Annotated in this window: 13 protein-coding genes; 11 read left to right on the top strand and 2 right to left on the bottom strand. The window is 45.0% G+C overall.

Annotation, left to right across the window (positions count from 1 at the left end):
* Window positions 1-12 precede the first annotated feature (12 nt).
* Window positions 13-693, bottom strand: a complete 681-nt coding sequence (locus tag F9817_RS09190) for a GntR family transcriptional regulator (protein WP_161154703.1) — start codon at window positions 691-693, stop codon at window positions 13-15.
* Window positions 694-991: 298 nt separating this feature from the next.
* On the opposite strand from F9817_RS09190, the gene F9817_RS09195 reads away from it, so the two are divergent.
* The 11 genes from F9817_RS09195 (at window position 992) to F9817_RS09245 (ending at window position 12,799) form a co-directional block, all read left to right on the top strand.
* Window positions 992-2,446 (top strand): NCS1 family nucleobase:cation symporter-1, encoded by a 1,455-nt coding sequence (locus tag F9817_RS09195; protein WP_161154705.1) that lies wholly within the window; start codon window positions 992-994, stop codon window positions 2,444-2,446.
* Window positions 2,447-2,700: 254 nt separating this feature from the next.
* A complete protein-coding gene (locus F9817_RS09200) occupies window positions 2,701-3,492 on the top strand; it encodes a transporter substrate-binding domain-containing protein (protein ID WP_161154707.1) in 792 nt (263 codons plus the stop codon).
* 17 nt (window positions 3,493-3,509) lie between these two features.
* Window positions 3,510-4,178: an amino acid ABC transporter permease gene (locus F9817_RS09205; RefSeq protein ID WP_161154709.1), complete on the top strand. Its 669-nt coding sequence runs from the start codon at window positions 3,510-3,512 to the stop codon at window positions 4,176-4,178.
* 12 nt (window positions 4,179-4,190) lie between these two features.
* Window positions 4,191-4,841 (top strand): amino acid ABC transporter permease, encoded by a 651-nt coding sequence (locus F9817_RS09210; RefSeq protein ID WP_161154711.1) that lies wholly within the window; start codon window positions 4,191-4,193, stop codon window positions 4,839-4,841.
* Window positions 4,828-5,556, top strand: coding sequence for an amino acid ABC transporter ATP-binding protein (locus F9817_RS09215; protein WP_161154713.1), 729 nt, complete (start codon window positions 4,828-4,830; stop codon window positions 5,554-5,556). Before F9817_RS09210 ends, F9817_RS09215 begins: the two co-directional genes overlap by 14 nt.
* 45 nt (window positions 5,557-5,601) lie before the next feature.
* Entirely contained in the window at window positions 5,602-6,423 is an 822-nt protein-coding gene (locus tag F9817_RS09220; RefSeq protein WP_161154715.1) for a MurR/RpiR family transcriptional regulator, read from the top strand.
* Between the two features lie 48 nt (window positions 6,424-6,471).
* On the top strand, window positions 6,472-7,479 hold the full coding sequence (locus tag F9817_RS09225) for a bile acid:sodium symporter family protein (protein ID WP_161154717.1): 1,008 nt from the start codon (window positions 6,472-6,474) through the stop codon (window positions 7,477-7,479).
* Between the two features lie 67 nt (window positions 7,480-7,546).
* Window positions 7,547-8,740 (top strand): amidase, encoded by a 1,194-nt coding sequence (locus F9817_RS09230; RefSeq protein ID WP_237476216.1) that lies wholly within the window; start codon window positions 7,547-7,549, stop codon window positions 8,738-8,740.
* Window positions 8,730-10,298, top strand: coding sequence for a gamma-glutamyltransferase family protein (locus F9817_RS09235; protein ID WP_161154719.1), 1,569 nt, complete (start codon window positions 8,730-8,732; stop codon window positions 10,296-10,298). Before F9817_RS09230 ends, F9817_RS09235 begins: the two co-directional genes overlap by 11 nt.
* Window positions 10,299-10,300: 2 nt before the next feature.
* The gene (locus F9817_RS09240; protein ID WP_161154721.1) at window positions 10,301-11,533 is read left to right on the top strand and encodes a pyridoxal-phosphate-dependent aminotransferase family protein; all 1,233 of its coding nucleotides are present in this window, start codon (window positions 10,301-10,303) and stop codon (window positions 11,531-11,533) included.
* 39 nt (window positions 11,534-11,572) lie between these two features.
* On the top strand, window positions 11,573-12,799 hold the full coding sequence (locus F9817_RS09245; RefSeq protein ID WP_161154723.1) for an allantoate amidohydrolase: 1,227 nt from the start codon (window positions 11,573-11,575) through the stop codon (window positions 12,797-12,799).
* A gap of 69 nt (window positions 12,800-12,868) precedes the next feature.
* On the opposite strand, the gene F9817_RS24275 is transcribed toward F9817_RS09245, so the two are convergent.
* Window positions 12,869-13,216 (bottom strand): EF-hand domain-containing protein, encoded by a 348-nt coding sequence (locus tag F9817_RS24275; protein ID WP_161154725.1) that lies wholly within the window; start codon window positions 13,214-13,216, stop codon window positions 12,869-12,871.
* Window positions 13,217-13,309 lie beyond the last annotated feature (93 nt).

Below are 13,309 nucleotides of genomic sequence, written 5' to 3' on the forward strand. Positions count from 1 at the left end.
CTTGGATATCAGTTATTGTTGTTTTTGAGTATCAGAAAACAGTTGATGGAAATCGACTTGTCCATCATTGCTGCCTTCAAGGTTTATTGATTCTTTTACGTGAGTCAGGTGCCTTGTCATCCATGCTTGCGCTTGTTCGACGTTTCCTTGGTCAAACAAATCCAGCAATTCGACATGATCACTACTATCACAGCAGACGCTATCACGACTGCCGTAAGCCGCGATGACCAAAGACGAGCGATAACAGAGCTGTTCGATAAACTCAGCAATAATTTGGTTATGACCAAGGTAGGCAAGTTCATAGTGAAATTGGGCCGTCAAACGAATGGATTTCGCCATGTCCTTATCGAGGTCTGCCTGCTTTTCTTGTTCGACCATGGTGCGAAATAGGCGCGATTGTTTCTTAGTCCACTGTTGTGCAATAGATGGAATCAGAAGTGATTCAAGCATGATGCGACTATCAAGCACTTCTTCCGATTCTTGACGAGTAGGGCGATTTACATGCGCCCCTTTGTTCGGTTGAATCACAACAAACCGTTCTAAGGCTAAACGTTGCAACACTTTGCGAATCCCCGTACGGCTAACGCCGAATGCTTCAGACAATTTATCTTCAGGAAGACGCTCACCTGGGGGTAATTGGTGCTCGACAATGGCAGTTAATATCTTCTGGTAAATCTTATCGTCGTTTGACATGACTAGTCTCATTGTTATTTTGTATACAATATTTCTCATTAAAATAAAGCAAGATGTATACCATTTTACTTGTCGGCAAGTAGGACGGTGCGGCCTAAATTGCGCTATTGCTTGCTCAGTAAACCGCATTATTATGCGCCTTTGTTGGGCGTAAGTGGTGTGTTTTGGTGCAGAACATCACTATATAAACGTTGGTGACAGCCTTACACCCTTGGCATGTCTAACTTTGCACTCATTGGCATATTCCTTGAATAAATTTGTATCGGATATTGTATACAATTTAGAAAGGAAGAATGAAATGGACAAGGAACGCCCAGTCAGTGCTCGCCTGAGTAATGATGATTTACTCCCTGATAAAGAACAAAAATGGGGGTGGTATAGTATTTTTGCATTTTGGATGTCGGATATTCACAGTGTTGGCGGCTATGTTTTTGCTGCCAGTTTGTTCGCGTTAGGTCTGAACGGCATTCAAGTATTTATCAGTTTGTTGGTAGGGATCATGGTTGTAATGGTGTTTGCCAATTTAATGGGGAAACCGGGCCAGCAAGCGGGAGCGCCATTCCCTGTGATTGCTCGTATGTCATTTGGGGTGTTTGGCGCGAATATACCAGCGGTGATTCGCGGGTTAATTGCTGTGGTTTGGTATGGTATTCAAACCTTTTTGGCCTCCAGCTCTTTTATCATTTTATTGCTCTACTTTTTCCCTTCGATGGCGAGTTTGGCGGATTCAAGCTTTTTAGGGCTTTCCTATCTTGGTTGGACCGGATTTCTCGCTATGTGGGTCCTGCAAGCCATTGTCTTTATGTTCGGTATCGACATGATTCGTAAAGTGATCGATTGGTCTGGGCCAGCGATCTATATCGCCATGTTCGCATTGTGTATCTATATGATCGACAAAGCGGGCTGGGATGCGATTTCATTCAATTTGGGGAGCAAAGAACTGACTGGTTGGCAGTCTATCGGACAAATGATCGTTGCCGCTGCGTTGGTGGCTGGATATTTCGCCGGTCCAACCTTGAACTTCAGTGATTTCTCGCGTTATTGCCAAAGCTATAACAAATTGAAGTTAGGTAACTGGTTGGGGTTACCGCTCAATTTTGTCCTGTTCTCTGCTTTCAGTGTCATTATTGTATCGGCCTCTATTCCTGTATTTGGTTCAATGGTGACGGATCCAGTCGAAACCGTAAAACGTTTGGATAGTGGCATGATCACTGTGCTTGGGGCGCTGACATTTATTTTTGCAACGGTTGGCATCAACATCGTCGCAAATTTTGTTGCGCCAGCATTTGACTTCTCTCATGTCTCACCACAAAAGATCAGCTTCCGTACGGGGGGATTAATTGCTGCGGTTGGGTCGGTGTTATTAACGCCTTGGAACTTGTTTAATAATCCGGAGGTTATTCACTACACCGTGGATATCCTTGGTGCATTTATTGGTCCTTTGTACGGCATCATTATCGTTGATTATTACTTAATTAAACGCGGAAAAATTGATGTGGCATCGTTATATACAGAATCGCCTCAAGGTCTTTATTGGTACCAAAATGGCATTAATATGAAGAGCGTGTATGCCTTGGTTGCCGCGGGCGTGATTGCAATTGTTGCCACATTTTTTGTCCATGATTTGGCTAATTATGCGCTATTTATCGGGGGAGGCTGTGCTGCGGTCTTTTATCGTTATTTGATGGAAGTAGAAAGTCATAGCGAAACGGAAACAAATGGAACAACCAATATGGCCAAAGCACAACAATAAGGAATGAATTTTCTGAGCTCACCTAATGTGAGCTCTTTTTTGGTGCGGAGATGAAACGATTGCACCATAAAAATTAAATATTGCACCAATAGTTTCCAGTGAATGCGATGGCTAGTCGACCTAATATTTAGGTTTATCCCTTAACTTATTGAAATATAGCAATAAGCTATGTTTTTAATTGTTCTGGCACATTCGTTGCTTTAAATAAAGTAATTGGTTCAATCGTTTCAAAACAATACGGAAGGAGTCAACGGATGAAACTAATGAAACGTGTTGCGACAGCAGCCATGGCCCTCGGGTTATTACTTGGTGTCTCGAGTGCCCAGGCAAACCAACTGGATAAAGTCGAAAAAAGTGGCGTGCTAAAAGTAGCCGTACCACAAGATTTTCCGCCATTCGGTTCTATTGGTACCGATATGCAGCCACATGGTTATGATATTGATATGGCGAATTATTTAGCGAAACAACTTAATGTCAAAGTGAAACTGGTGCCGGTGACTAGTGCTAACCGTATTCCTTATCTGCAAACAGGTAAAGTGGATTTGGTTATCTCCAGCATGGGAAAAAACAAAGAGCGAGCAAAAGTGATCGACTTTAGCGATGCGTATGCGCCATTTTACTTAGGTGTATTTGGTCAAAAGGGTGAAAAAGTCACTCAGGCATCGGATTTAGCGGGTAAAACTATCGCGGTGACGCGAGGTTCTGTTGAAGATTTGGTGTTGAGCAAATTAGTTCCTCAAACCACTACCATTAAACGTTTTGAAGATAACAACTCAACGTTGGCGTCATACTTATCTGGTCAAGTTAGCCTTATCGCAACGGGTAACCTCGTGGTGACAGAAATTGCTAATCGTTATCCTGACAAAGCGCCTAAAGCGAAATTTATGTTGAAGAACTCACCATGTTTCGTTGGGGTAATGAAAGGCGAACCAGAACTGCTTAACAAAGTGAATAGCCTGATTAAACAAGCGAAACAGCAAGGTGTGTTAGAAGGCTTTTCTGAAAAATGGCTAAAAGCGCCATTTCCAAAAAACTTAGGCGCATAAGAGATTAGGCGATTGTCATGAGTTACCAGTTAAATTTTTCCGGATTAACTCCCTACCTGCCACAGTTCGTGGCAGGGCTTGGCACCACGGTAGAGCTCACTGTGATCTCGACCGTTGGTGGCCTAGCACTAGGTACTGCGTGTGCGGCGATCAAAACCAGTCGCAATAACTTCTTAAAAGGGGTTTGCGCGACCTATATTGAGATTATTCGTAATACGCCATTTATTGTGCAGCTGTTTTTTATCTTTTTCGGTCTACCCGCATTAGGGTTGAAATTAAGCGCGTGGGAAGCAGGCTTAATTGCCATGATCATTAACTTAGGCGCTTATAGTGCTGAGATTTTACGCTCAGGCATCGATGCGACACCGAAAGGTCAATGGGAAGCGGGGCAAACGTTGGGCTTAACTCGGATGCAGGTATTTACCCGTATCGTGTTACCTCCAGCGTATCAGCGTGTGTATCCTTCGTTGGTCAGTCAATGCATCATCGTGATGTTAGGCTCTGCGGTGGTATCGCAGATTTCGGTGGAAGATCTGACTTTTGCCGCTAACTTTGTTCAGTCGCGCAGTTTCCTAAGTTTTGAATCTTATATTGTTACTGCTCTGATTTATCTCGTCCTTGCCGTCATCATGCGTCAGCTATTTGCTGTCATTAAACGCGTGCTATTTAAGAACCCATCGTTATAGAGGCCGCTAATTATGATGCAATTTACTGATTGGGATATTTTGAGAAGTTTATTGATGGCAGCACGCTGGACCATTGCCTTATCCTTGGTCGCCTTTATTGGTGGTGGTGTTATCGGATTACTGCTGACTGTTTTGCGCAGCTCTAAACATGTTGCGTTTGGTAGAGTTATTCAATTGTATGTAGAGTTGTTTCAAGGCACACCACTGTTGATGCAGCTGTTTTTGTGTTTCTTTGGTTTGTCCCTGTTTGGCATTGAAGTCAGTGCTTGGACTGCGGCCATCATCGCTTTAACTTTATATAGCAGTGCATACTTTCACGACATTTGGCGTGGCTGTATCGAGGCGTTGCCCAAAGGGCAGTGGGAGGCGTGCCGCACGCTAGGTTTAACCTATTTAGATACCATGCGTTACGTGATCGCACCGCAAGCGGCTCAGCTAGCGATAGCGCCTACCGTTGGTTTTTCGGTACAGATTGTGAAAGGAACCGCGCTCGCTTCTATCATCGGCTTCGTTGAACTGACTAAGGCCGGTACCATGCTAAATAATGCGACATTTCAACCATTTAAGGTCTTTGCCTTCGTCGCTATCATCTATTTCATTATTTGCTTTCCGCTTTCTGCGTTAGCTCGTCATCTGGAGAAACGTCAAAATGTCAGTCGTTAGTGTTGAACAAGTCCATAAATACTACGGTGAAAACCACGTCCTTAAAGGTGTCGATCTTAAGATTGGGCAAGGGGAAGTCGTATCTATTATCGGTCGCAGTGGATCGGGTAAAAGTACCTTATTACGTTGTATGAATGGCTTAGAAGATTACCAACAAGGCGCGATTGTGGTAGATAGCCAAGCGGTTGAAAACGACGATTACAAATTGCGTTTACTCAGCCGTAGTGTGGGAATGGTATTTCAAAGTTTTAATCTCTTCCCTCATATGACTGTAGGTGAAAATGTTATGCTGGCACCTAAATTGGTGCTAAGAAAAAGCCCAAGTGAATGTGAAAAACAAGCCAAAGCGTTATTAGAAAAAGTTGGGCTAGGGGATAAGTTTGATGCTTACCCAACCAATTTATCTGGCGGTCAGCAGCAGCGTGTGGCGATCGCGCGATCGCTCGCTATGTCACCAAAAGTGTTGTTATGTGATGAGATCACCTCAGCGCTTGATCCTGAATTAGTCGGTGAAGTCCTCAAAGTGTTAGAACAGTTAAAGCAAGAAGGGATGACTCTTATCTTGGTCACCCATGAAATGAATTTTGCTCGTGATGTCGGCGACCGTGTGGTGTTTATGAACCAAGGCAAAGTGTGGGAACAAGGCCATAGTGAAACGGTATTTGCTAACCCACAGACACCGGAATTACAAAGTTTCCTAGCGGCAGTGCGTTAAGAATCATCGCTGGATTAAAACAATATCAAAGAAATAGGTAGAGGAATGACATCCAATCAACATTCACTCAGTGAGCGTATCACGCAGCATTACGAACGCTTAACCCAGAGCAGTCGTCGGGTTGCTGATTATTTACAAGGTAATCCGGAAAAGATCTTAATGCTATCGACGGCGGAAATAGCCGATGCGTGTGAAGTGTCTAAAACCAGTGTCAGTCGATTTATTCGTCAACTTGGCTACGATGATCATATGGCACTGCGTAGAGAGTTGATTGACGAACGTGAAAAAGGCGTGCCGGTGATTACTTCATCGACGGTGGAAGATGCCGCCATTCGCCAAGAGATGGCCGCGTTAGAAAATTTATGGTCACAGTTATCGACAATGGACGTCTCTGCCGTCGTTGAGCAGCTAATTCAAGCGAAACGTGTGGTGGTGATTGGGTATCGAAATAGTTATCCATTAGCCATGCATTTTCGTCAACAACTGATGCAATGTCGAGCAAACGTATCATTATTACCCTTACCAGGGCAGACATTGGGTGAGGACATCAGTACCATTGGATGTGACGATTTTGTTGTGTTGTTTGGTATTCGTCGCCGAGTTGAGCATTTTTCTCGTTTAGTGGAATTTTTGGCAGACAAACCGGGTTTATTAATCACCGATCAATCAGGCCAACAATATGCCAATAAATGCCAACACTTTTTGATGTGCCAAATGAATAATCAAGCGCCGCTAGATAGTTATGCCGTTCCTATGAGTTTGATATCTTATTTAGTCAATAAAGTGTATCGTCAACTAGGTAGCGAAGCGGTGAAACAAAGTCGTAACATTAGCCACAACTACGCTGCACTAAATGAAGTGGAATAATCAACAGACGTGTCATATCACGTTGTAATATGGATAAAAATCTTTGGTATGAATGTAATAGCAAAAATTAAGAAAGAGTGGTTTCTCGTTGGCATGGTTATCGCCATTGGTTTAGCCATTTTGACCCCTAATATTGGCAAAACTGGCGGTGTTTTAGAGCTTAACTATGTGACCGAGCTGGGTATTGCCATTGTCTTCTTTCTCCACGGTTTGGGCTTATCCCCTAAAGCGATCAAAGAAGGGGTCGCCAATTGGAAAATGCACATCTATATCCAATTAGCGACTTTTGCCGTCTATCCACTCTTGTGGGTACTATTTGGCAATACTATGCTTACTTATATGCCTTCAGCATTAGCATTTGGTTTCTGTTACCTTTTTGTACTACCGAGTACTATCTCATCTTCAGTGACCATGACCAGTGTGGGCAAAGGTAATGTACCTGGTGCAATATTTAATGCGTCACTTTCTTCTATCTTAGGCGTATTTATCACTCCCGCTCTGATTCAACTTTTCATGGGGCTTCACGGCGCGCACATTGATTTAATGGCGTCAGTTATCTCCATTGCTAAATTGTTACTGGTTCCAATGATTCTTGGTCAGTTGCTACGTCCTTACTTGGTTGATTGGGCAACACGAAATAAGAAAATCGTTGGTAAAGTGGATAAATACGTGATCATTTTGATTGTGTATAACGCGTTTTGTGATTCGGTCAATAATGGCATTTGGTCGCAATTTTCCATTGGATTATTGGCCACATCGATTATTGCGTGTTTCGTTGTTTTAATGGTCATGGTGCACTTGATCCAGTGGGGGGCACGTCGTTGTCATTTTGCGTTACCAGATGAAGTTGCTGCTGTGTTCTGTGGTACGAAGAAAACATTGGCTGCCGGTATTCCAATGGCCAAGGTTATTTTTGGTGCCGACCCACGTTTAGGGATGTTATTGCTGCCAATTATGCTTTATCACCCAATGCAAATTTTCTACTGTGCGATGTTAGCAAACCGCTACGCGGCAAAAGCAGAACAGAATAAAGGTGACGTGGTCACACAATCATAATAGAGCGGTTACCTCTCATCCTCTATGATGAAGAAAAGGGACTCAATCTAAAAATAATAAGGATGTAATGATGAGTAAGGATACTCGAATTTTCTGCCAGCAAGGTCCAGATGGCCTTGCTCCAACCCAAGAAGGCGCATTATCTGGCTACGCCTTTGTCTTTAAAGATCTATTTGATGTAGCGGGTTATACCACGGGCGCTGGTAATCCTACTTGGTTACAGACTCATGAACCGGCTACTCACACCTCGCCATTGATTGATCGTTTACTTGCTCAAGGCGCTGAGTGTGTTGGGCGAGTGCAAACCGATGAGCTAGCCTACAGTTTAAATGGACAAAATATTCATTACGGCACCCCCATTAATCCTGCCGCGCCTGATTGCATTCCTGGGGGCTCGTCTAGCGGCAGTGCTGTTTCTGTATCTGGTGGTGTTTCTGATTTTGCGATTGGTACCGATACTGGCGGTTCTGTGCGCGTTCCTGCTAGCTATAACAATATCTATGGTTTTAGACCTACACTGGGTAAATTGGATTTAAGTTGTGCATTCGAATTAGCAAAAAGTTTTGATACAGCGGGCATTTTGGCCATTAACTTACCCCTTTTAAGACAAGTGTTTAAAGTGCTTTGTGATAACCCGACTGAAGGTAAAACGATTCAGAATGTGTATCTTGATGATGCTTTTGTGCCGTTTCTCTCTCCTGAGCGTTTAGCTCAGTTAACGACATGGTGTGCAGAGCATGACATCACTTTAGATCGCGGCCATTTATTGCAAGACAGTGACTATGATTTTGCTCAGCTGAGCTTAATATTTCGAACTGTACAAGGGTATGAAATTATTCAAAAACATGGCGATTGGTTGAGTCAGTATGGTGATCAAATTGATCCAGCGATTCTTGCGCGAGTTGAATGGTCACGCACGATTACAAAAACCATGTATGATCACGCTTGTTATGATCAATCGTTATTTACCAAGTGGATCGCAGAATTTGGCCCAAGTAAGAAAGCACTTTGGGTATTACCGACGACGCCAGGACGCCCACCACAATTAACAATGGAAAGTTCAGCACTCGCTAAATATCGTTCTGAACTGATGGGAATGACCGCATTGGCTGGTTTAGCTGGCTTGCCACAATTACATTTACCCATGGCTGAACTTGATGAAGGGCCATGCGGGGTGTCGTTACTTGGTTATAAACATGGTGATATGGATGTGCTGGCAACCGCAATGCGTTTGATTGGTGAGGTAGACGATGCCAACTAATCAAACCTCATTTACGGCACCTCACGCAAAGGCCGCGCAAGTCGGCCAACAGATATTAGATGCTGGTGGCACCGCTAGCGAAGCGATGGTGGCTGCGGCTGCCATGATTTCTGTGCAATACCCGCATATGAATGGCCTTGGTGGCGATGGTTTCTGGATTATAGCGAAACCGGGTGAAACACCGATTACCATCGATGCATGTGGCCACGCTGCCCATCAGATCGATATCCAAGCGTATCGTGCTGTAGGGACTGAGCTGCCTGATTCTGGCGGTAATGCTGCAATCACAATGGCAGGAGCAGTCGCTGGTTGGCAAAAGGCCTTAGAATATGACCACTCTAACCAAGAGCTAAGCCATCTTTTACAGCCCGCCATTAATGCAGCTCGTGAAGGCATCACGGTTACCGATAGCTTGGCTTTTGCCAGTCATAAAACCTTTGCGCGCCTGCAGTTTTTTCCCGAATTTGGCGATTTATATCTAAAAAACGGCATGCCCTTATCCGCGGGAGAAACAGTGGTGAATCCCGCGTTGGCACAAACGCTCGAACACTTAGCGAAAGTTGGATTAGAGGATTTCTATCGTGGCTCACTGGCCGAGCAACTCGCGCAAGAGCTCGAAGCGGCAGGAAGTCCACTGCGTCTAGACGATTTTAATGAGTATCGCGCTGTGGTAGGTGAACCGCTCACCACTCACATATCAAAAGGTCAACTGTATAACCTTGGGGCGCCAACGCAGGGCTTAGCATCGCTTTTAATCTTAGCTATTTATGATCAATTGATCAGAGATAATTTGCTCGAGTTGGATCACATGCATTTGTTAGTTGAAGCGACCAAACAAGCATTCATTATTCGTGATCAGGTGATTTGTGATCCGAATGATCTTACTCAGCCGTTGCAGACTTGGCTTGATCCAGATGTCATTCAACAAGCAGTTAGTCATATTAAACGCGATCACGCTCTGCCTTGGCCTCATGTCGCTAAGCCCGGTGATACCGTTTGGATGGGAGCTTGCGATCAGTACGGCACGATGGTGAGTTTTATTCAAAGCGTGTACTGGGAATTTGGTAGCGGATTAGTGTTACCCAGCAGCGGTATCGTGTGGAATTGTCGTGGCAAGAGCTTCTCACTCGATGAGGGGCATCATAACTGTTTAGCGCCGGGCAAAAAACCGTTTCATACCCTCAATCCTGCTTATGCAGAGCTGAGTGATGGTCGGCGAATGGTCTATGGCACGATGGGCGGAGAAGGGCAACCTCAAACACAAGCTTGTTTATTTAGCCGTTATCTCTATCAAGATTACTCATTACAAGATTCAGTAGCAGCACCGCGCTGGTTACTGGGTCGGACATGGGGCGACAGTACGTTCAGTCTGCGCCTCGAACAGACTCTCTATCAACAGTATGGTGAGCCATTAATAAAGCTAGGACATGAAATCACATCTGTCCCTGATAACAATGAATTGATGGGCCATGCTGGCGCTATTGTTCTTGATACGCAAGGCAAGATCAGCGCAACGAGTGACCCTCGCAGTGATGGAACTTACACTCTTGGAGAATAAGAATGGATACAACACAAACACTTTTTGAAACGCTCAACCCACCACAACGTCTACTGATGGGACCAGGGCCAATCAACGCATACCCACGTGTGCATCAAGCGCTTTCTCAATCTTTGATTGGTCAATATGATCCTGTAATGACAGGCTACATGAATCAAGTTCAGAGCTTATATCGCGGTGTTTTTGAAACCAATAACCAGCAAACATTTTTAGTTGATGGCACGGCACGTTCGGGGATTGAAGCGGTGTTAGTCTCAATCCTTCAGCCGGGCGATAAAGTGCTGATTCCAGTCATTGGTCGCTTCGGTCATTTACTGTGTGAAATTGCCCAACGCGTAGGTGCTGAGATCAAAACGATCGATGTCGAATGGGGACAAGTGTGCACCGCTGAACAAGTCGAAACTGCGATCAAACAGTTTCAACCTAAATTATTGGCGACGGTTCAAGGTGATACCTCTACGACCATGAATCAACCTCTTGCCGATATCGGTGAAGTGTGTCATCGCCATGGGGTATTGTTTTATTGTGATGCGACGGCTTCCATTGCCGGTAATGAATTAAAAGTCGATGAATGGCATTTAGATGCGGTTTCAGCGGGGTTACAAAAATGTTTAGGAGGCCCTTCTGGCTCATCCCCCGTGACATTAAGCGACCTCTGCGCTGAAGTGATTAATCGTCGTAAACACGTAGAAGCGGGGATCAAAGCGGCGCACCACCAAGAGGGCGTTGATTGTCCTATTCAGTCGAACTACTTCGATTTAGCGATGATCATGGATTACTGGGGTCCTGAGCGCTTAAACCACCATACTGAAGCAACATCCATGCTTTATGCCGCCCGTGAATGTGCGCGTTTATTCTTGGAAGAAGGTAGCAATACCGTTATTGCTCGCCATAAACAAGCGGGTGATGCCCTTGCTGCTGGCTTAGCGGCTATGGGATTGCGACTGTTCGGCGATCAAAGTACGAAGATGAATAACGTATTAGGGGTTTATATTCCTGATGAAGTTGATGGCGATACGATTCGTGGTGAACTGCTCAACCGTTTTGGTATTGAGATCGGTACCTCGTTTGGTCCGCTACATGGCAAAATTTGGCGTATCGGCACGATGGGTTATAACGCACGCCAAGAGTGTGTTTTAACCACTTTAGCGGCGCTGGAATCGATTTTGTTGAAATATCGTGCCAAGATTGCACCGGGTCAGGCTGTCGCTGCAGCGATGGAATTTTATCGTTAATTCGAATAGTCAGTTTTAATTGAAAGCAAAGGAGTGCGTATGATCAGCACAGCAACATCGGCACAATCCATTATGCAGCGTGCAGACATTATGGCCGGTTTTAGTGAAGACGCTGGCCGATTAACGCGAGCCTATTTAACCCCTGAACATCGTCAGGCACATGATCAGCTCGCTCAGTGGATGCAAGATGCGGGACTCGACACTTGGCAAGATAGCGTCGGAAATCAGTGGGGACGTAAAGTCTCGCGTAATCCAACGCAACCGACCTTAGTGATTGGCTCTCATAGTGACACTGTCACCAATGCGGGAAAGTATGATGGCAATTTGGGCGTATTACTGGCAATTGATGCTTTGAGTTCGCTTAAAGATATCGAGTTTCCATTTCATATTGACGTGGTGGCATTTGCTGATGAGGAAGGGACGCGCTTTAATACCACTTTGATTGGTTCTTCCGCTGTCGCGGGGGGATTTAATCCAGATTGGTTGGTGATTAAAGATGCTTCTGGAGTGTCCATTGCGCAAGCGATGATGGAATTTGGACTAGACCCTAATCAAGCGGGTAAGGATGCGAGAACGACCGATGAGCTTTTGGGCTATCTGGAAGTTCACATAGAGCAGGGGCCTGTGCTGGAAACTAAGAACCTACCAGTGGGTATCGTCACCGGTATTGCTGGCGCCAAGCGTTTTCAGTTCCAAGTGACAGGCGTTGCTGGCCATGCTGGTACAGTACCGGTTGACTTACGCCAAGATGCGTTGTGTGGCGCCGCAGAAATGATCAACTTCGTTGAGCGATACGCAAGACAAGCAGAAATAGTGGCGACGGTTGGCATTTGCGAAACGGTAAAAGGGGCAATTAATGTGATTCCAGGTGAAACGCATTTTACGTTAGATGTTCGCAGCTCAAATCAAGAAACGCTGGAACGTTCAGTGAACGAAATTCTCCTAGGCATTAATAAAATTGCGAAAAGCCGCGAATTATCTGTCAATTCACAGAAAGTGTATCAAGCTCAAGCGGTTGAATGTGATAGTGATTTGCAGCAACGCTGGGGAAATGTGGTTGAACAAGTGACACAGCAAGAGCCATGTTATTTGCCGAGCGGGGCGGGACATGACGCGATGGCGATGGCAGCGATCACTCCGATCGGAATGTTATTTGTCCGTTGTGACAAGGGGATCAGCCATAACCCTGCCGAGAATGTGCTGGTTGAAGATGTCGATGTGGCGTTGTCCTGTTTGATCAATATGATCAAAACGTTTCATCCTTAAGGGGACATTTTGTTCTAGGATAAAATGCTTAAACGTAAGCGCCACATGCAAATGTGGCGCTTATCGGATTTAGTTATCAAAGAAATCTGAGTGTTCATCGTCGTCATTATCGGATGACTGACTGTTATTATTATGGCTGCCCGGTGCACCTTGAGGTGGTTTATGAGAACGCATAAACGTATCGAGTTCACTCTCAGTGACTTGCCCATCACCGTTACTATCCATTTGATCAAAGTCGCGCTTCATCGGTCCGCGGACTTCATCGCTCGTTAGAACGCCATCACCATTGGTATCAAAGTCACTAAATTGAGGCGGCTGTCCGCCATTACCCGGCTTTGCTGGCGGTTGATTATCAGCGAGCGCAAATGGTGAACACAAAAGAGCGGCGCTTGCCCATATCAGTAGTTGTTTTCTCACCTTTATATCCTTACCTACATATTGAGATTCGTTGGCTATATACCCAAATGACCACAAGATGCAGAAAACAGCATCTTGCAGTTACTTGGGTAT

This window comes from Vibrio eleionomae (assembly GCF_009874545.1).
GTDB lineage: Bacteria > Pseudomonadota > Gammaproteobacteria > Enterobacterales > Vibrionaceae > Vibrio > Vibrio nitrifigilis.